Here is a 22,139-nt window from a genome sequence, read left to right as displayed (position 1 = left end):
TTGTGAATAACTAATGATTAAATATGAATGGCGACATCCACTTGTAAGTTAGTTAAACGAGCTACCCGCTGACTATCTGCCGGATTATCGATAGAGATTTTCACCTCAACTATTCTGCGGTCTGTATCTGAACCAGGGTTGAGGCTGAAGATGCCTTGCTTGTCAACTTGCCAACCAATCTCTTTCACAGTTCCCTTTAATGTTCCAGTAAATGCAGTGCTGGTAATTGTGGCTTTTTGTCCTACACGCACTTTGCGAACATCGGTTTGATACACCTCTGCAATCACATACATTTGAGATGTCTTACCTATCTCAGCAAATCCTTTGTTGCTGCTGATGACTTCTCCGGTTTTGGCGTGAATTTTTAATATTTTGCCATTTATAGGAGATTTGATGTAACTTAAATCCAAGTCGGCTTTTGCTTGTTGAACAGAAGTTGTTGCACTATTGACTTCGGTTTGTGCGACTTTAACATCTACGCTACGCACTTCACTAATACTGGTGAGTTGCGCTTGTGATTGCTTTTTCTGTTCTTGGAATGTGTCTTGAGTCCGCTTGAGAGTGGCTTGGGCTTCTGTTAATTGCTGTTGTGTAGTCTTTAGTTGCAAAGCCTTAGTATCTGCTATAGAAGCAGCGATCGCGCCTTGTTTGTATAATTGCTGATAGCGATCATTCTCGGCTTGAGCATTGTCTACCTCAGCCTGGGTGCGGGCGATTGTCGCCTGTTGTGTGGCAATGTCTCCTTTATATTGTGGCTCTAAACGGGCGATCGCTGCTTTTTGAGCATCGATATCTCCGGTTTTAGCTCCAGATTTCACCTGCGCTAGTTTAGCTTTGGAAACTTGCAGTTGGTCTAAAGCCTGTTGCAAAGCTGTTCTAGAACGACCATAATTTTCTAGATATGCTAATAATTGCCCTGCTTTAACCGTGTCTCCTTCTTTCACCAACAGTCTTTCTACTCGCACCCCGTTATTGGAAGCAGGAGCAGTCAAAGAAGTAACTTCGCCTTCTGGCTCCAAACGTCCCAAGGCAGTCACAGCAAGTTTCACAGGAGTGGCAGCTTTTGGAGGAAGCGCTTGCGGTGTCTGAACTTTAGCCCTTGACCAAAACGTAGTCAAACTATAAAGAGCTATTAATCCGGCCGCTAAAGTCAGAGAAGCTACTAAAATTCCTTGCGATCGACCTACGGGTTTTCTGAATAATCGGCTTTCTTTATTCACTGCCATATTTTCATTCCAATTGTGCTTTATAAGGGGATAGACTGGTTATATTTAGTCCATTAGAATAGACTCATCTGCAAATTACCAAGAGGGCTTTTCCTCTATAGTTTCTACCTTAATAAAGTGGATGGGTCTAAATTGGTTTTATATGAATTGTTTTACGTATTTCCCACCCAAAATCACTATTGTGGCGTGAAAATTAATGATGCTATTACTTCAAAGCTTCCTAAGTTATATCCTAATTTTACTTCTATTCCAGTAGCGTAAAATACAATACCCCTAACCAGAAAACTTAACTTGCAATCACAACGAAGCGCTAATAAAAATGAACTAAAAACTTGGATAAACTTGTCCTTAAGTATGGCAAAAATTTTGGTTTTTGTCAACCAATTGACTTTGCATAAGTCTTGATTCTATCACGTAAATATTTAATCCAAGTAAGATTAGAGACTGAATAAATTTAATCATCACTAATTCCTCATCTGCCAATTGAATACTAAGAAATAGTTATTTATTAAGCAGATTTGATATTACTAACAGATTATTGTTAGCTAGGTTGTGTACTATCAGACATTCTTATCAGTTTTGCTCCTACTAATTAAAGGCATGAAGTGATACCTTTGGTGCATTACGTCAACGGACACAAGGCGGAAGTCAAAAGTCAAAAGTCAAAAGTCAAAAGTATTATGGAATAAGCTCTTTAGGGATTTTAAATGGTTGCTCTATTTACGCCGTGGTGTACTAGTACACTGTGGCGGAAGTTTGTTTACCTTTAACAAGGGGCAAAATCCCTTGTTATTACCAATCCTGAGAAATCCTCTGCTTCGTTGCCATCCCCCCTTGGAATAAATTCTGAGGCTAATAACTTACATTCCTCTCAAGAGGACTATAGCAGTTCTCCTTCAGATGCAAAGGACAGCAATGCTGTGTCCCTACGAATGGTCTGTACTCCATGCAATTGAGAATCGCTATAAATACAGAATTTGAAGCGATGTACATAGCTATCCTTGATGAAAGGGAAAATTTCAGTCCACTTGAGTGGACAGAGAGCTTTTGAGCCGCTCAACTTAAGTTCTGGGCGGGATGTAGGTTAGCGCAATACTTTGACTGTTATAAAAATGTGGGTAAAGCCTCGTGTAGCTGCGGTTTCTAATCGCTCTTTTAACTGATGCAATCATGATTATGTTTATCAAGCAACATACTAAAAATTAACATTTGCTTTATAAATAACCGCTTTGCTTCTTAAGTTGACTTATATTGAAAAATAACCCAAAACTTTGATTCAATTATGATGTTTCTCTGAGAAAACATACTTATAATTATTCAATTTATCTATGTATTCATTGAATTGTTACTTACTAGACAATAGATTTGCATTATTAACTTAATCCAGCGCAAATTTATGGCTAACCCGTAGATAACAAAATATTTCACATGTTCAGCTAGTTATAAATTATACTTATCGGGTAAATTTTATGCAAAATTCACATCAGTAATAGTGGAGGTTTATTTATAAAATAACCTTAAAGAAATGATTTAGTTTCTGTAAAGTATGTTAGTGTTTTTATTAATTCAATGCTTTAAAGTAGTTATAGAAAGTAGTTATTTAATTAAGATTTTGAAATTAAAAATAACTAAACATAACTGCTTTGTCATCACCTTATGATCGTTTAATTACTTTTTCAAGTTGCATAAACTCCGATTAAAGGTGGTGTGTTTTCTGTAACGAACTTGTCAACTTTGCTGGGTCAAATCCCATAAACTAATTATCCTGGACGTTGAAACTGGCTATGACATTTATCAAAATACAGAACGTTGTCATGAACACCAGCCACGTTGCTGCAATTAAGCTAAATAATCAAGCGATTTTGGGCGAAAAAAGCGTTTCTGTTCCCTTAGCTACTCCTCAGTTTTCATCGCTCCAATGGGATACAATTGTTCAAAATCTCTACCATTACAAATGGATTGAATTTATTGGTCAAGCAGTTATTACACTCCAAGACCATTTTACCAGTTTTAACAACGTCATTGACCGTGCCAATTTGAGATTTTGGGTCACACCTTTGGTGCGCTGACAGCACAACTTGGATTTTTTGGTTCGTCCTTCACTCATTGTGGGTGGAACAAATCTAAAAGACGCTCGTAACGACACTTGATTACTCACTATCGCTAACGTAAATCTAAAATTGCAAATCCAAAATTGGTTTACCTATTGCCACAATATCAAGAGTCTAACGTTGTCTAACATTTTTATGCGATCGCAGTGTGCCAAAATCGCCTATAAATCTAGGGCTTTATCAGGGCAGTATATGTCGTGTGGTGTCGATTTGGAGAAAAGCCTTTAGCGGAGATAGGATAGCTAACTGCTTACAAAACAAGAGTTTTTCATTATTAGTAGGCAACAGAAATTACTGTAGCTACACAATCCACAGTACTCACTATGCCCTATGTCTGCTTATTCAATTGATACTGCCTTAGCAGAGTTAGAGAGCCTTATCAATAATTGCGAAAAGGCTGTGAAGAGGTCTATAGAGGAAAAAAAAATGAGGTCAGATAAATCAGTGTCAATTAACAAAATTAACAGACAATTACAACACAATCCTATAGCCATTGTTGGGATGGCATCACTATTGCCTAAAGCCAGAAATTTGCGGGAATACTGGCAAAATATAGTAAACAAAATTGATTGTATTACTGATGTTCCTTCTACTCACTGGAGCGTCGAAGATTATTATGATCCGAATCCGAGAACTCCTGAAGATAAAACCTACTGTAAAAGAGGCGGATTTATTCCAGAGGTAGATTTTAACCCGATGGAATTCGGTATACCACCCAGCATTTTGGAAGTCACAGATGTATCGCAACTGTTAAGTTTAGTGGTTGCGAAAGAGGCGATGGAAGATGCAGGTTATGGCGAAAAACGTGAGTTTAGCCGCGAGACTGTTGGCGTAATCTTAGGTGTGGCTATGGCCAAGCAGTTAGGAATGCCACTTTCTGCCAGGTTGGAATATCCGATTTGGGAAAAAGCACTCAAAAGCAGTGGTTTATCCGATGAGGATACGCAAAAAATCGTCGAGAAAATCAAAAGCGCCTATGTGAAGTGGGATGAGAACGCTTTCCCTGGAATGTTAGCTAACGTAGTCGCGGGTAGAATTGCCAACCGTCTAAATTTTGGTGGAATGAACTGCGTAGTTGATGCCGCTTGCGCTAGTTCCTTCGGTGCTTTAAAGATGGCAATTAGCGAGCTAGTCGAGCATCGTTCTGACATGATGCTGACTGGTGGTGTTGATACCGACAACACCATCATGGCTTACATATCATTTAGCAAAACACCGGCTGTTTCTCCCAGTGAAAATGTCAAACCTTTCGATGCTAAATCGGATGGGATGATGCTGGGTGAAGGTATCGGCATGATTGTCCTCAAACGCCTGGAAGATGCCGAACGGGACAATGATAAAATCTATGCCGTAATTAAAGGCATTGGTACCTCCAGCGATGGGCGCTATAAGAGCATTTATGCTCCCCGCAAAGAAGGTCAAGTTAAAGCCTTAGAACGTGCTTATGAAGATGCCGGCTTTTCTCCTGCCACTGTTGGTTTAATGGAAGCACATGGCACCGGCACAATGGCTGGAGATCCGACAGAATTCGGATCTTTAAAAGACTTTTTTGATGGACATGATGACAAAAAGCAACACATCGCTTTGGGTAGTGTGAAATCGCAGATTGGACACACAAAAGCGGCTGCGGGTGCGGCGAGTTTGATTAAAACTGCTTTGGCATTACATCACAAAGTATTACCGCCCACAATTAACATCACCGAGCCGAACCCCAAACTCAATATTAAAAATTCGGCCTTTTATCTGAATACCGAAACCAGACCTTGGATTCGTCCAGAAGGGGAAGCACCAAGACGTGCGGGTGTGAGTTCTTTTGGTTTTGGCGGCACCAATTATCACGTCGTCTTAGAAGAATATGAAGCCGACCAGAACGACGCTTACCGCTTACATAGTGGTGGTAGTGAAGTGCTGTTGTTTGCTCCGACAGTAGACCAATTGCTGACCAAATCTGAAGATATTTTAGGTAAGTTGCGTTCACGAAGTGACTCCGCAGGAGTATCGCCTGAAGCAAAAACACACTATGCACAATTAGTCCAGGAGTCCAAATCGCCACAGATTCCCCTCTCTGCTGCCAGATTTGGGTTTGTAGCTGAGAATCTCGAAGAAGCTTGCAAGTTGTTGCAAACTAGCATTGACTGGCTGAAACACAAAGGAACAGCAGCATCTTGGGAGCATCCCCAAGGGATTTATTACCGCGCCTCTGGTATGGAGTTGGGTGGAAAAGTTGTTGCTCTATTTTCTGGTCAAGGTTCGCAATACTTGGAGATGGGTCGGGAACTAGTAACGAATTTTCCTTTGATGCGGCGTCTTCATGGCTATATGGATAGCTTGTTACTCAAAGATAATTTGCAGCCGCTTTCAGAAATCGTTTTTCCTCATCCTGTGTTTGAGGAAGCAGAAAAAAATGCCCAAATTGCTGCCTTACAACGCACAGAATATGCTCAACCAGCCATTGGGGTGTTGAGTGCAGGGATGTACAGCATACTGCAACAAGCTGGGTTCAAGTCAGATTTTGTGGCGGGACATAGCTTTGGTGAACTCACAGCGCTTTGGGCTGCGGGAGTTTTGAGTACAGAAGATTACTTGTTCTTAGTGAAAGCTAGGGGTCAAGCAATGGCGGCTCCAGAAGACCCGGATCATGATGCGGGTAGTATGCTGGCTGTTAAAGAAGACATCAGCAAAGTAGAAGCAGTGCTGAAGCATTTTCCCCTAGTTGCGATCGCTAATCAAAATTCTCCAACTCAATTTGTCTTAGCTGGGCCCACCGCAGAAATCGCCAGAGTCAGAGAGGCTTTACACGAGAAAGGATATACGGCTGTATTGTTACCTGTTTCAGCAGCTTTCCATACACCGCTAATTGCCTTTGCTCAAAAATCCTTTGCGATCGCTACTAAGTCCGTCAAGTTCCAAAGTCCCAAAATCCCTGTTTACAGCAACGTCACCAGCAAACAGTATCCCAAGGAACCCCAAGGTATTCAAAAAATCCTGGAAACGCACCTTTCCAATTCGGTGCTGTTTAAGCAGGAAATTGAAAATATCTATGCAGCCGGCGGTACTTGCTTTGTGGAATTTGGGCCGCGGAGAATTCTTACCAACTTGGTAAAAGATATCCTTGGCGATCGCCCTCATATCACCGTATCTTTGAACCCCAGCACTCAAAAGAATAGCGATCGCTCTTTGCGAGAAGCAGTTGTGCAGTTGCGGGTGATTGGTCTGGCTTTGAATAACCTCGATCCTTATCAACTTTCCCAAACTCTACCCCCAATAGAGACGAAGAAGACATTAAATGTCCGTTTAAACGGCATCAACTATAGATCCGAAAAAACGAAAAATGCCTTCGCTCTAGCTTTGCAGGATGAGTACAAAGTTACATTACCCACCCTCGAATATTCTGATGCAGCTCCCTTATTCACCAGCCCAGGTGTAACACCACCTCCAGCAGTGATAGAGACTAACGGACATAAAAAACCACCCCTTGTTACTGCCCCAGCAATGAACGGTGTGACATCTAATATCATCACCCAAACAGAGCAACAAATGAATCCTGTGACCCTTTCAAGTCAACCAGCCCAGGAATCTAAGATGCAACCAACACCAGAAAAACTTACTAATTACCAACAGCTTTTAGAAAGTTTAGAATACCTCCTGACACAGTTTCAAGAAAATCAAGCCGAGAATTTACAAGTTCACGGAACTTATCTCAACCATCAAATGGAATATGCCAAAGCGTTTTTCCAGCTGATGCAGCAGCAGAATTCCTTGTTGAGTGAAAGTAAATCAACAGCCGAAACTGCCAAAATGAAGCTAGTTGTTATGGAAAGCTTAGAGCGCAGCATGATGCAGTTTCACTCCCAACAAGGTGAAACCCTACGCATCCATGAGCAATATCTCCAAGAGCAGCTGGAATATACCAAAAACTTTTTCCAACTTATACAGCAAGAGTATTCTCAAATCATCTCTGGTGAGGGAACGACTCAACTAACAGAGAAACTAAGCAATGGGCTAGGCCATAATTTCACTGCGTTCACCACAGAAACAACTGTTACTGATGCACCAGTACCTCTTACTACCAAGATAGTAGAAAGCCAGCCTTTGCCTGTAACTGAGCCAGTAGCGAAAAATGGCTCAACTGTTACCCAAGCACCTCTCCCCCCCGCTCACCAGGTGGTAGAGCCTATAGTTGAAACTCCTGTATCCCCCACTTCTAAGAAGGATGAAAATTCCTCTTCTTTGCTCCCTAATCTCTTCTCTCCACTCCCTATCGAGACAGTAGAGCCTGTAGCCGAGCCACTTGTCCCAGTAGTAGAACCTCAAACCGAGGTTGTAGTCAAAATTAGCTCACCCCCAGTCAACGAAGTTATCGCATTCACCCCAGAACCAGCACCCACAACTGCTGCACCTGTATCTGGCGCAACCATCGATATTGTTGACTTGGATAAAAACCTGTTAGCGATCACCAGTGACAAGACCGGCTACCCAGTCGAGATGCTGGAAATGGACATGGACATGGAGGCAGACTTAGGGATTGACTCCATCAAACGGGTGGAAATCTTAGGGGCACTACAGGAAATGTACCCCAACTTACCCAAGCCCAATATCGAAGAACTGGCAGAACTCCGCACCATCGGTCAAGTTGTCGAGTATCTGCAATCTCAGGCTTCCAAAAGTATTTCTGTAGAAATTGCAGTTCACGAAATACAACAACCAACCGAGATTTTAGTAGAGACTGCACCCGTAGTTGAGGTAGTCACTTCACCTGAACCAAGCCTAGTTGTCACATTCAACCCAGCACCAGAAACTGCTGCAACTGATGAAGTTGTAGACTTAAAGGTAGTCACTTCACCTGAACCAAGCATAGTTGTCACATTCAACCCAGCACCAGAACCTGCTGCAATTGATGAAGTTGTAGACTTAGGTCAAACCCTACTAGCGATCACCAGTGATAAGACCGGCTATCCAGTCGAGATGCTGGAACTGGAAATGGACATGGAAGCCGACTTAGGGATTGACTCCATCAAACGGGTGGAAATCTTAGGGGCGATGCAAGAAATGTACCCCGACTTACCCAAGCCAAATATCGAAGAACTCGGAGAACTCCGCACCATCGGTCAAATAGTCGATTACCTACAGCAGTTAGCTGGAGGTGAAAAAAAAAAGTTTCAGCCTGAGTTTGTCCAACAGCCACCCGAATTAGAGCATCATATCCAGCGCCATCCCGTCAAACTCAAAAGCTTACCACAGCCCGATTATTTGGATTTCACGTTACCAGAGGGACATATCGGTTTAATTACCGATGATGGTTCCCTCACCACTTATAAATTAACTGAATCCCTAATCGAGAAAGGCTGGAAAGTAGTAGTTGTCAGCTTTCCCCAATCGCTCATCGCCCAACAAGCGCCCTTACCCACAGGAGTAACCCGCGTTACCTTAGCAAACTTGAGTGAAGAACATCTCCAACAACAATTGCAAGCGATCGCATCTCACTGCGGAGCGATTGGGGCCTTCATCCATCTCCATCCGCTCTTTGTAGGAAATCACACCGGGACAATTCCCTATCACGAACAAGAAAAGGCGATCGTCAAGCACGTATTTTTGATGGCGAAACACCTCAAACCCTCTCTCAACGAAGCCGCACGTCATAGACGTAGTTGTTTTTGCACAGTTGCTCACCTCGATGGCGCTTTTGGCTTAGAGTACAAAGTCAACTTTGGGGCGATCGGCGCTGGTTTATTCGGATTAACCAAAACCCTGAGATGGGAATGGCCAAAGGTGTTTACTCGTGCGATCGACCTAAGTCCCAGACTTGATGCCAAACAGTCAGTACAAAACATCATAGCCGAGCTTCATGATCCCAACCTTTATATTAGTGAAGTTGGCTACGGCTCACAAGGACGAGTCACCATTATCGCCGATTAAAAAGCAGGTTATATCTCTTCATCTCTTCTCTCTGCGCTCTCTGCGTCTGGAGTGGTTCGTTAAAAAAAACCGCAGAGGCGCAGAGGACACAGAGGAAGAAAAAACCAAATTTATTCAGTTATTTACGAGGATTTATGACACAAACAGCCCAGCTTAGTCCATCATCTGTCTTTGTCGTGAGCGGCGGTGCAAAAGGGATTACGGCTGAGTGTACTATCAAATTAGCACAGCAGCAACCCTGCAAATTCATCCTCCTCGGTCGCTCCGAACTATTAGAAACCGAGCCAGATTTTGCTCAAAATTCTGATGAATCAGCATTAAAAAAATGCATCATGGAAAATCTTCTTTCCCAAGGAGAGAAGCCCACACCCATGAGTGTGCAAAAGATATATAACAAAATTACCTCCAGCCGCGAAATTAAAAACACCCTAGCAGCAATTCAAAAAACAGGAGCTAAAGCAGAATATATTAGCGTCGATGTCACAGATACGCAAGCTTTAGAAGAAAAACTTGCCAATGCTGTGCAACATCTTGGCCCGATTACAGGAATTATCCACGGCGCTGGAAATTTAGCCGATAAGTTAATTGAAAAGAAAACAGAACAGGATTTTGAAAAAGTTTACACCGCCAAAGTTCAAGGATTAGAAAATTTACTTAGTTGCGTTAACCCTAGTCAACTTCAGTATTTAGTTTTGTTTTCTTCTGTAACAGGCTTTCATGGAAATATTGGGCAGTCTGATTATGCGATCGCTAATGAAATTCTCAATAAATCAGGGCATATTTTCAAACAACAATATCCTTCATGTCATGTAGTGGCAATTAATTGGGGAGCTTGGGATAGTGGGATGGTGTCACCAGAACTTAAAAAGGCTTTTGCTGAACGAGGAATTGAAGTGATTCCCGTAGAAGCTGGGACACAAATGTTAGTTAAGGAATTGCATCCTGCCTATCGAGAAAATACACAAGTTGTCATTGGTAGCCCCCTAGTACCCTTTGCTAGGGAGTTAGATTCTGAACTGTGCACCTATCGGATGCGCCGCCGAATGACAGTAGAAGAGAATCCATTTTTATTGGATCATGTGATAGCTGGTTCTCCAGTGTTACCTGCTACATGCGCTCTATCATGGATGATTGATTCTTGCGAACAACTTTATCCAGGATATAGATTTTTTGCTGCTCAGGATTTCAAAATTTTGAAAGGAATTACTTTTAATGAAAATCTGGCAAGTGAATATATTTTAGATGTTGAAGAGATTTCTAAAACTAATGCTCAACAGATTACATTCAATACCAAAATATCGAGCAGAAATGTAGATGGAAAAACATTTTATCATTTCAGTGCTCAAATCCAACTATTACTAGAAATACCCTCTATCCCAATTTATGATGCAGTAAATTTAGAACCAGATAATATCATCACTCTCACTGGCAAATCTTTTTATCAAAATGGAGAAACTACATTATTTCATGGCCCCTCTTTTCAAGAAATCCAAAAAGTTATAAATATCACCACAGAAAAAATTACTACACAATGCCTGTGGGAACAAATCTCAGATAAACAACAAGGACAATTTCCAGTCCAATGGGTAAATCCATATACAACTGACCTAAGTATGCACGCACTCTGGGTTTGGACACAGCATTTTCATCAAGAAGGTTGCTTACCTGGACAAGTCGCAAAATATGAACAATTTGCAACCACACCACCCAATGAACCATTTTACGTTTCTTGTGAAGTGAAAGCCAAAACACCCAGTAGTGCAACCGCCGATTTTATCATCCACAATCGAGAAGGACAAGTTTACTCACGTCTACTCGGAGCAAAAGCAATTATTTGGTCGATGAAATTACTCAGAAGCTAGTACCGCAAGGCGGAAGTTAAAAGTCAAAAGTCAAAAGTCAAAAGAATTATATTCCGGGCTTTTGCGCGATTTTGAATAGTTGGTTTATTTACGCCATGCTGTACTAGTAATTTTCAACTTCTTCTCTCTGCGCCTTTTTTACCTTGTACGTAAGCTTTTTCTTTAGCAACCGCCTGTTGAAAGTTTGGGGAACAGCGTAAATCCTGCGTTTTAAATATCTCTTGCCTAATACCCAAACCTTAAGGATATAACTAGTGGAAAAAATAGCCATCATCGGATTATCATGTCTATTCCCCGATGCTAAAAACCCTGAAGAATTCTGGCAGAATATTGTTAATCAAAAAGATTCGACATCTTCTGCAACAGTCGAAGAAATCGGAGTAGATCCGACAATCTTTCACAATTCAGTCAAAGGTACACCAGACAAAACCTATTCCCTCAAAGGCGGATACATCCGCAACTTTCAATTTAATCCTTCCGAATACAATCTCCCATCAGAATTTGTTACTGGCTTAGATAACACCTTCAAATGGTCATTGTATGCTGCTAAACAAGCAATTGTACAGAGTGGTTATTGGGGTAATCAAACTGTTCTCTCAAAATGCGGCGTAATTTTAGGTAATTTGTCATTCCCAACAAAATTATCTAATCAATTATTCTCTCCCATTTACCAGAAAGCGATCGCACCTGCTGTCAGACAACTTTTGCAGTATGAAGACTTTGATTTAGCTGTCCCAAGTGCAACTAAAGCGTCTTTGTACAATGCGATGATATCTGGTTTACCAGCATCTATAATTGCTCATGCCTTCTCACTCTCCCAGATTAATTTATGTCTGGATGCTGCTTGTTCGTCATCATTTTATGCGATTAAACTAGCATCTCATTACTTATGGTCACACAAAGCTGATGTCATGTTAGCTGGAGCCATAAGTTGTGCAGATTCCCTATTCGTGCGGATGTTATTTTCCGGTGTTCAAGGGTATCCAGAAAACGGGATCAGCCGCCCTTTAGATAAGTCTTCTAGAGGGCTAATTCCTGCCGATGGTGTTGGGATGGTGATGCTGAAAAGATATTCTGATGCTGTTAGAGATGGCGATAATATTCTCGCCACTATTTGCGGCAATGGACTCTCGAATGATGGCAAAGGTAAGCACCTACTTAGTCCTAATCCTAAAGGACAAATCCTAGCTTTTGAACGAGCCTATAAGGAGGCAAATTTTAGTCCTAAAACCATTGATTATCTAGAATGTCACGCCACTGGAACATTGCTAGGAGATACAACCGAATTCAACTCCATAGAAACATTTTTTGGTCAAAATCAAGCTGCACCTCTGGTAGGTTCTGCCAAGGCAAATACTGGTCACTTGCTAACTGCTGCTGGCATGGTTGGCTTAACTAAAGTGATTTTGAGTATGTCTCATGGCGTAATTCCACCAACCATAAATGTTACTGAACCTTTAGCTTCCGAAAATAGTACAATTTCTGCTGAAAAAATTGTTAGAACAGCTACGTCATGGCCCAATAATAATACACCAATTAAACGGGCAGCTATCAGTGCTTTTGGTTTTGGTGGGACTAATTCTCATCTGATTTTGGAACAAGGAACTACAGCACAATCTGTTGATTCAACTGCACCTATTCCACCAGCCAAAATTGCCATTGTCGGCATGGATGCCTTTTTCGGTAACTGCAATGGCTTAGATGCTTTTGAACGGAGTATTTATGATGGAACCCAACATTTTATTTCTCTACCACCTCAAAGATGGCACGGTATAGAAAATCAAGAAAATGTCCTGAAAGAGTACGGTTTAACAGATGGTAAAGCACCAGTTGGGGCATATATCAAAGATTTTGAAATCGATACTTTATCGTGCAAAATCCCACCGAATGAAATAGAAAAATTAAATCCACAACAATTATTGCTCCTGAAGGTTAGCGATCGCGCCCTAAAAGATGCGAAACTACAGGAGGGTAGCAATGTGGCAGTTATTGTCGCTGCTGAGACAGAGTTTTCTGTGCATCAGCTACAGCAAAGATGGAATCTGTCTTGGCAGGTTAAGGACGGCTTACTGGCGCAAGAAGTTTCTTTGCCTGCTGAACAGCTGGCGCAACTGGAAACCATTGTCAAAGATAGCATTCACCACCCAGTAGAAATCGGCGAATATGTCAGTCACATTGCCAACATCATGGCGAGTCGAATTTCTGCTTTATGGAATTTCACTGGCCCTGCATTCACGATGACGGCTGGCGAAAATTCTGCCCTGAAGGCGTTGGAAGTTGCACAAATGCTACTTACTACGGGCGAAGTTGATGCAGTGGTTGTTGGTGCGGTAGATTTGGCAGGTGGTGTAGAAAATGTCTTGTTCCGCAACCAATTTGCATCAATTAATACGGGTGTGAATACGTTGAGTTTTGACCAACAAGCCAATGGCTGGACGGTTGGCGAAGGTGCGGGTGCAGTTGTCCTGAAGCGTTACGAAACTGCTAAGGAAGACAATGAACGCATCTATGCAGTTATTGATGCCATGAGTTTCGCTCAAGATAATTCTACTTTGGGTAACGCTCTGGTAAAGCCTGATGCTTCAGCTATCAGCAATGTCTGCAAACAAGCTTTCCAGATTGCAGATATTCAACCCACAGATATTAATTATCTGGAAGTTTTCGGTAGTGGCATTTCCCAGGAGGATGAAGCCGAAATCACAGGTTTACTTCAAGCTTATCCGAAAGTGGGAAGTGGTTTGCACTGTGCATTGGGCAGTGTCAAAGCCAATATCGGTCACACCTGTACAGCATCGGGAATTGCTAGCTTAATCAAAACTGCTCTGTGTCTTTATTACAGGTATATTCCCGGCACTCCCAAATGGTCTGGTGTCAAAACACCGCAAGTATGGGAAGGTAGCCCTTTCTATGTCGCTATGGAATCAAGACCTTGGTTTGTCGATAAGGATGCCACACGCAGAATAGCAGCAATTAATAGTATGGGTATAGATGGGAGTTACGCCCATTTAATCTTATCGGAGGAACCCAGCCAAGAGGAGCGGGACAATAGATATTTGCAGCAAATGCCTTTTCATCTGTTCCCGATCGCTAACTGCGATCGCTCCAACATCCCAGATTTACTTAACCATCTTCAACAAACCATCGAAACTAGTTCCTCTTTATCCACTACCGCCAGCCAAACATTCGCTACTTTTGAAGGGCATCCTGAGGCAAAATACGTCTTATCAATCACAGGACGTAATAAAAAAGAACTACTCAAAGAAATTGAATCTGCCCGTAAAGGTGTAAACAATGCCTTTGAGAACGGCACAGATTGGCAAACACCAGTAGGAAGTTATTTCACAGCTAAACCATTGGGTAAAACCGGAGCGATCGCTTACGTTTATCCAGCAGCTGTCAATTCTTATGTGGGTATCGGTCAGAATCTCTTCCGCTTATTCCCGAAAGTTTACGATGACACGATATTCAATAGTCTTGCAAACCGTGCCGTCGAAATTCATCAGCGACTTTATCCCCGAAGCTTGCATAAGTTTTCCACCAGACAACTAGAAACTCTTGAAAAAGAATTCCTAGACGATTCCCTAGCCATGTTTGAAACAGAAATCGCTTATTCTCGACTGATTACTACAATTATTCGAGATGATTTCAAAGTCAAACCACAATGTGTCTTTGGCTATAGTTTGGGCGAAACTAGTATGATGTCTGCCCAAGGAGTTTGGAGCAATTTTTCTGGTGGAAGTAACACTTTAAACTCGTCTCCTCTGTTTGGAGATAGATTATCTGGCCCTAAAAATGCTGTACGTGAATATTGGGGATTGAAAGATGTTCCTGATTCACAAAACAACTTTTGGGTAACTTATGTTCTCATGACCACACCATCTCAAGTTAGAGAATGTCTTAAACATGAGAATCGGGTTTATTTAACTCAAATCAATACACCAGAAGAAGTGTTAATTGCTGGTGATGAAGCAGCCTGTAAGCGAGTAATTCAAACTCTAGGTTGTAATGCTTTTCCGGCTCCCTTCGACCACGTAATCCATTGTGAAGCGATGCGATCGCAGTATGAGGAAATCAAGAAGGTAAACACTTTACCATCGCAAACTCTCCCAGGTATTGTTTTTTATTCTGCTGCTGATTATCAACCGATCGCACTTGAAAGTGAAGCGTTCGCCGGAGGCGTTGGCGAAGCCATCGCTCACAACATTGCCAAAGGATTATGCCAAGAGCTTGATTTTCCCCGATTAGTTAATCGTGTCTACGGTGATGGTGTGCGAATATTTTTAGAAGCAGGCGCAGGTAGTGTTTGTTCACGATGGATTGATAAAATTCTTGGCAACCAAGAACACCTCACAGTCTCTCTGAATCGTAGAGGTATGAATGACCATGCTTCTATAGTCAAAGCATTAGCAAAACTACTCAGTCATCAGGTGAAGGTGGATTTATCACCACTGTACAGCAAAGTCCAAGAAACTACCAATCAAACTAAAGCAACATTGAGAACAGTTACCTTGGGTGGGAAAGCGATCGCTGCTACAATTTTGAGCGACGAAAATCGCAAACTTGTTGAAGATTTTGCTGGGAACTTCAAAAAACAGCATCCAAACATACCTAATATCCAACAATCTGAAATCACAGATTTTCTTAATACTTCCAACAAAATAACTCAAGAAGAAAGTTATTCCCCTAACATCTTGCCATCCCTTAGTCAGCCAGAAGAAGTTAAACCGAAAAATATCATTGATAACGGTTTTGAACCGAGAGAACAATTACAATCTTCTGAGTCAAGCGCAATTGGGCAGCAAATTCCTCTTTCTTCTCCACCTGTCATCACTCAAAAAATTAGTAGCATCATCAGCATGTTCGATTTAAATAAGACTCAGTATCAAAAGCTCAATGCTAATAATTCAAAGATAACTAAAGCGCACACTGCTTTTTTACAAGCTAGACAAGATTATAGTCAACAAATGAGCGAAATCATTCAATTGCAACTAACTTGCGCCCAAAATTTGCTTAAGGAGGAATCCTAATAAATCATATCAATTCTCTCTCAACTTGCACCAACTAATTCTTAACTTATCTCTTCCTTTGTGCCATACCCTGCGGGAAGCTCGTTTAATAATTATTACGTGCATCTTCATAGAGAATTGGATGAAAACATAGACTCCTATAAAGAGTCTACACCCTTCAGCTTTTATCATCCATTGCTTGTAATCAGAGGGATAACTGCCGTGACAACCGTAGATACGGTGCTAAGTAAACACGATAATGGTCTTAATTTCTCTGCCTGGTCTTATAACAAAAACCAGGTTTGGAAAGGTTCTTTAGAAACTGTATCTTTTGAGCAACAAACCATCAAAAGTAAATTGATGGTGTTAGATAAACCCTGTTACATCGTGAAAGTTGCCGGAAAAATCGGTGTCACTAATGAGGGGTATTTATCCCCTGGTGATAATGGCACAACAGCACAAGTAGAACTGCTGACATTTGCAGCACCAATCCACATTCAACAGTTTGGAGATCCTAATTTTCTCTCCTTTCATGGAGTGAAATATGCCTATGCTACTGGCGCAATGGCTGGCGCAATTGCTTCTGAAGAAATGGTCATTGCACTAGGAAAAGCGCAAATTTTGAGTTCCTTTGGTGCAGGCGGTTTAATTCCAGAACGTTTGGAAGTAGCCATAAATCGCATTCAACAAGCTTTACCTCAAGGACCCTATGCCTTTAATTTAATTCACAGTCCCAATGAACCTGCGATTGAACGTAGGGCAGTGGATTTATACCTCAAATATCAAGTGAGAACAGTAGAAGCATCTGCATTTCTCGACTTGACTCCCAACATTGTTTATTACCGTGTTGCTGGATTGGGGTTGAATAACGCCAATCAAATTGAAATCAAAAATAAAATCATTGCCAAAATTTCTCGCCGAGAAGTTGCTACTAAATTTCTACAACCAGCACCAGCCAGAATTCTCAAAGAACTTCTTGAACAAGGATTAATTACTGAGTTACAAGCAACCCTTGCAGCTAAAGTTCCGATGGCTGATGATATTACCGTCGAGGCTGATTCTGGGGGTCATACAGATAACCGTCCCCTGGTTTGTTTGTTACCTTCTATTATTGCCTTGCGGGATGAAATTCAAGCACAATATCATTACCAAATACCTATTAGAATCGGAGTAGCAGGGGGAATTGGTACACCACAATCAGCATTAGCAGCCTTTATGATGGGTGCTGCTTATGTAATGAGCGGCTCAATTAATCAGTCATGCGTTGAATCTGGGGCTTGTGAACATACCAAAAAATTACTATCTCAAGCAGAAATGGCTGATGTGATGATGGCCCCAGCAGCAGATATGTTTGAAATGGGAGTCAAATTGCAAGTCCTCAAACGGGGTACGATGTTCCCCATGCGAGCGCAGAAATTATTTGAACTATATCGCGCTTATGATTCGATTGAAGAGATTCCTTTGGTAGAAAGAGAGAAATTAGAAAAACAAGTTTTCCGCAAGAGTATTGCTGAAGTATGGGAAGGAACAGCGGCTTATTTGTCCCAGAAAAATCCTGAAAAACTGGGTAAAGCAGTCAATAATCCTAAACTGAAAATGGCGTTGATTTTCCGCTGGTATCTAGGATTATCTTCCCGTTGGTCTAGTTCTGGTGAAAAAGGTAGAGAAGTCGATTATCAAATTTGGTGTGGCCCAGCAATGGGCGGTTTCAATGACTGGGTACGGGGTTCTTACCTGTCTGAAGCAAATAATCGTCAGGTAGTTGATGTTGCTAATCAAATTATGACTGGTGCAGCCTTTTTGTATCGTGTTCAAAATTTGAAAATTCAAGGACTGCAAGCTTCCGATTATTACAGTCACTATCACCCTGTCCCTTCTACATTAGTGGAGATTTAAAAATGACTATAAAACAGTCTTTTACAGCAGATGATATTCAAGTATTTTTGATATCTAATTTAGCTGAGTTGCTAGGAGTAACAACTAATGAAATAGATGTCAAAGAACATTTAGAAAATTCTGGCTTGGATTCAGCCCAAGCAATGATTCTAGTAAGTAAATTAGAAAAATTGCTAGGATTTCAACCATCTCCGTTGCTCCTTTGGCATTACCCAAGTATTGAAGCTCTTTCACAGCGTTTAGCTGAAGAAGTACAAGAGGGTTTACCAGTTCAAGATACAAAAGTTGTGCGTCAGACATCTTCTAATGCCAATGCTGCCCCCTCTGTTTTAAATTTAAGTGCCGAGGCTGTTCTTGATCCCACCATCCATCCCGGCGCTGCATCTAATGTCCCTGTAGGTGAACCCAGAAACATCTTTTTAACTGGAGGAACAGGCTTTTTAGGAGCTTTTGTTATCCGGGAATTACTACAGGAAACTAATGCGGATATCTATTGCTTAGTGCGTGCTGCTAATACCGAAGAAGGCAAAAACAAACTCCAAAATAATCTGCAACAGTATGCAATTTGGCAGGAACAATTTAACTCCAGAATTATTCCTATTATCGGCGATTTATCTCAGCCATTGTTAGGTGTTAGCTCTGAACAGTTTCAAATTTTAGCTGCCAATATTGATACTATATATCATAGTGGTGCTTTGTTAAATTATGTTTTTCCCTACTCGGCATTGAAAGCAGCTAATGTTTTAGGAACTCAAGAAGTTTTGAGATTAGCATGTCAAATAAAAGTCAAGCCTGTACATTACGTTTCTAGTGTTGCTGTTTTTGAATCGACTGCTTATGCTGGCAAGGTTGTCAAAGAACAGGATGAATTCAATCATTGGGAAGGTATTTATCTTGGTTACTCCCAAACTAAATGGGTAGCTGAAAAGTTAGTCAAGATTGCTCGTGACCGAGGACTTCCTGTAACTATCTATAGACCGCCACTGATTTCAGGAGATAGCAAAACAGGGATTTGTAATACACATGACTTTATCAATTTGATGACCAAGGGCTGTCTACAAATGGGAAGTTTCCCTGATGTAGATTATATGTTAGATATGTCTCCTGTGGACTATGTAAGTAAAGCCATTGTTTATCTATCACGGCAAAAAGAATCCATAGGCAAAGCTTTCAATTTACAACATCCCCAACCTGCCGCTTTGAAAATGCTAGTTGAGTGGATACGCTCATTTGGTTATTCAGTTGAGATGATTCCCTATGAAAAATGGCAATCAGAGCTAATTAATAATGTGTCTTCTGTGGACAATCCTTTATACACTCTGCGACCCTTTTTACTGGAACGCTGGTCTGATGAACAACTGACTATTCCTGATTTGTACCTACAAGCTAGAAGACCCCATATTAGCTGCCAAGATACCCTTCATGCACTAGCAGGCAGTTCTATTGTTTGTCCTCCCATTGACTCTCAATTGTTTATGACTTATACCGCCTACTTGATTCAAAGCGGCTTCTTAAATATCGCTTAGGAATTCACAACTTTCGTAAGGTGCGTAGGGTGCGTTACGTTCCTAACGCACCATCCTGGATATTTTCGGTGCGTTACGGAAGCCGTAACACAACGCCAGTTGCTACAACGGATAGCGCAGCGTTAGCGAGTCATCGAGCGTCAGGAACTTCCCTTCGGGTGACGCTCCTACGTCGCTACCGCTACGCTAACGTCAGTCGCCTACGGCGGGAAACCCGCCTACAGCGCTGGACTCACCGCAACGCACTGGCTCCCTTAAAAAACAGAAGTTTTGTGTTTTGTTTAGTCCATGTTTTTTAGGACTCAGTACTCTTTAATAGTCAATATTTCAGATGCCAGCAACAACTCATACACCAACAACGGCAATCTAATTGCCCTGTTTTTTTATACATAATAATGTAAACTTTTAGGATTCACCCCTTGACAGAAGCGATCGAGGATAGAATGGTTAGTGTCAGGCATAAAAGTTTGATTTTACCCGCTTGCTTTTGTGAGGAATCAAAAGCGATATTTTGCGACAAGCCGCCACGCATCTACATTAGCAGTCTAAAATAACCAAACTTCTTTAATGCCCAACTTATTCGATGCATAAGTCCTAAATTTACGTTTGTACTGCTACATCTATCCAACGCATCACACAAGCACTTGAAAGGGTAATAACTCAAGACATTTCTCGTCGGTTCAGATATTACGCGCACTTATTTGTAGAACGAGAACCACTGTAAATGTAATGCAGCTTCATCAAGTCGAATTCACCAACCTTTTTACATGAACACAACACACCAAGGACAGAACAAACAAACTGCTCTTATTACTGGAGCAGCAGGTGGAATTGGCTATCAATTAGCATGTCTTTTTGCTGCTCATGATTACAATCTTGTCTTAGTAGATAGAAATGGGGTAATGCTTGTAGAAATTGCAGTTAAATTCCAAGAAGAATTCGGAAATTTTGTTACAACTCTTGTTAAGGATCTATCTATACCAACAGCTCCTGAAGAAATTTTTGCAGAGTTGCAACAAGCCAATATTAAGGTTGATGTGCTGGTAAATAATGCTGGATTTGGTATTTATGGATTATTTCATGAAACAGACCTAGCTACTGAATTGGAAATGCTACAGGTAAATTTGGTGTGTCTCACCCATTTAACCAAGCTATTCCTGAAGGACATGGTAAAGCAAGGTGAAGGAAAAATATTAAACGTCGCCTCAGCCGCTGCTTTTCAACCAGGGCCTTTGATGGCGGTTTATTTTGCGACTAAAGCCTATATCTTATCTTTTTCAGAAGCGATCGCTAATGAATTAGAAGGTACAGGTGTCACCGTGACAGTTCTTTGCCCAGGCTCAACAGCATCTGCGTTTCATGAAAGAACCGGAATGGCTGACTCTAAGTTGCTCAAGGGTAAGAAAATGATGGATGCACAAACAGTAGCCGAAATTGGTTTTCGCGCCTTAATGAAGGGCAAAACCATTGTCATTCCTGGTTTTATGAATAAACTACTTGCAAAAAGTGTCAGATTTGTACCCAGAAACCTGGTGACAAAAATTGTCAGAAATATGCAGGAAGATAAATAAACGATTTAAAATACTGAACATTAATACTGCCAACACTTTAAACGCCAGTCAAAATTCTCTATAGCAACAGCAGCAACATAATTGTTAGCAGGTAGTAGTTCAAAAAGACTCCAGTCTTCTTCAGATATCTGTAACTTGGCTGCTTCTGTGAGAGTCAGCGACACTTCAACTTGCTCTAACTGAGCTAGTCCGTCTCCAGTTGCTTTTAAATAAGCTTCTTTACAAGTCCAGTAACGGAAAAATACCTCTTGCTGTTTGCTGGGAGATAGCGATCGCAACATTTCATATTCTCTCGGTAAAAAGAACCGTTTGGCAAGAGCTTCTAAATCAGACATCGGGCGAATACATTCTAGGTCTACACCAATTTCGCTAGTACAATTCACCGCACATAAACCCAACCCTTGGGAATGAGACAAGTTAAACGCCAGTCCAGTATTGGCAAATGCATCTGCCAATACTGGTTTGCCACGCTGTTGATAATTAAACTGAACTTGTAGCGGCTGAATACCCAAATAGCGACCTAATATAGTTCGGAGAATACCACGGCCAGCAATGAACCGCTGCCGATGTTCCTGAAAATAGAACCGTTCAGCACGAGCCATTTCGTCACCGGAAAGAGTTGCTGCTAAATTTTGCAGCTGTGGTTCTGGTTGGTCAAGTTCTATCCGCCAGACATGAATCTCATCGGGTAACAAAGTTAAATCTGTTGGTGTAGGTAGCCAGAGATTATGAGTAGCAGTCATGATAATTCGTAATTCGTAATGACGTTCGCGGACTCGCTAGCGCTACGCTAACGTAGTTCATAATTCATAATTAAATTTTGAATTGGGTGTGAGATTAATTTTGATTAGGTTCTTGTTGGTGTTGACATTGTGATTCAGTAAAGTAAAAAGTACTACTTTAGCATTAAGGGAGCGGTAGAGCCAAACTATTCATACTCCAGCCCGATCAAATACTTGCTAGCTTTCGTGTGTTTTTCCATGTGTTGAATAATTAACTGATCTTCCAACAAAAATTATTTCTTA

10 protein-coding genes are annotated in these 22,139 nt (G+C 41.3%); 8 read left to right on the top strand and 2 right to left on the bottom strand.

The features are described 5' to 3' along the window. Positions 1-17 precede the first annotated feature (17 nt). A complete protein-coding gene (locus tag V7K40_RS26255) occupies positions 18-1,226 on the bottom strand; it encodes an ABC exporter membrane fusion protein (RefSeq protein WP_334964937.1) in 1,209 nt (402 codons plus the stop codon). Between the two features lie 1,784 nt (positions 1,227-3,010). On the opposite strand from V7K40_RS26255, the gene V7K40_RS26250 reads away from it, so the two are divergent. The 8 genes from V7K40_RS26250 to V7K40_RS26215 all read left to right on the top strand — a co-directional run bounded on the left by V7K40_RS26250 (position 3,011) and on the right by V7K40_RS26215 (position 21,114). Next, positions 3,011-3,295, top strand: a complete 285-nt coding sequence (locus tag V7K40_RS26250; protein WP_334964935.1) for a hypothetical protein — start codon at positions 3,011-3,013, stop codon at positions 3,293-3,295. 372 nt (positions 3,296-3,667) lie between these two features. Then, the gene (locus V7K40_RS26245; protein ID WP_334964933.1) at positions 3,668-9,253 is read left to right on the top strand and encodes a beta-ketoacyl synthase N-terminal-like domain-containing protein; all 5,586 of its coding nucleotides are present in this window, start codon (positions 3,668-3,670) and stop codon (positions 9,251-9,253) included. A gap of 134 nt (positions 9,254-9,387) precedes the next feature. Then, on the top strand, positions 9,388-11,115 hold the full coding sequence (locus V7K40_RS26240) for an SDR family NAD(P)-dependent oxidoreductase (RefSeq protein WP_334964931.1): 1,728 nt from the start codon (positions 9,388-9,390) through the stop codon (positions 11,113-11,115). A gap of 254 nt (positions 11,116-11,369) precedes the next feature. Further along, positions 11,370-16,142, top strand: coding sequence for a PfaB family protein (locus V7K40_RS26235; RefSeq protein ID WP_334964929.1), 4,773 nt, complete (start codon positions 11,370-11,372; stop codon positions 16,140-16,142). A gap of 201 nt (positions 16,143-16,343) precedes the next feature. After that, on the top strand, positions 16,344-18,017 hold the full coding sequence (locus tag V7K40_RS26230) for a PfaD family polyunsaturated fatty acid/polyketide biosynthesis protein (RefSeq protein WP_334964927.1): 1,674 nt from the start codon (positions 16,344-16,346) through the stop codon (positions 18,015-18,017). A 2-nt stretch (positions 18,018-18,019) separates the two neighbouring features. Next, a complete protein-coding gene (locus V7K40_RS26225) occupies positions 18,020-19,543 on the top strand; it encodes a thioester reductase domain-containing protein (protein WP_334964925.1) in 1,524 nt (507 codons plus the stop codon). Positions 19,544-19,572: 29 nt separating this feature from the next. After that, the gene (locus V7K40_RS26220; RefSeq protein WP_334964923.1) at positions 19,573-19,842 is read left to right on the top strand and encodes a hypothetical protein; all 270 of its coding nucleotides are present in this window, start codon (positions 19,573-19,575) and stop codon (positions 19,840-19,842) included. Positions 19,843-20,310: 468 nt separating this feature from the next. Further along, positions 20,311-21,114 carry an SDR family oxidoreductase gene (locus tag V7K40_RS26215; protein WP_334964921.1) on the top strand — a complete coding sequence of 268 codons (804 nt, stop codon included), beginning with the start codon at positions 20,311-20,313 and terminating at the stop codon, positions 21,112-21,114. 20 nt (positions 21,115-21,134) lie between these two features. Here the strand turns inward: V7K40_RS26215 and hetI are convergent, their stop codons facing one another. Beyond that, positions 21,135-21,857: a 4'-phosphopantetheinyl transferase HetI gene (gene hetI, locus V7K40_RS26210; RefSeq protein WP_334964919.1), complete on the bottom strand. Its 723-nt coding sequence runs from the start codon at positions 21,855-21,857 to the stop codon at positions 21,135-21,137. Positions 21,858-22,139 lie beyond the last annotated feature (282 nt).

Origin of the sequence: Nostoc sp. (genome assembly GCF_036917195.1) — a bacterium.
Taxonomy (GTDB): Bacteria; Cyanobacteriota; Cyanobacteriia; order Cyanobacteriales; family Nostocaceae; genus Nostoc.
Note: the sequence above shows the minus strand (reverse complement) of the source record. Positions and strands in the feature narration are given on the sequence as shown.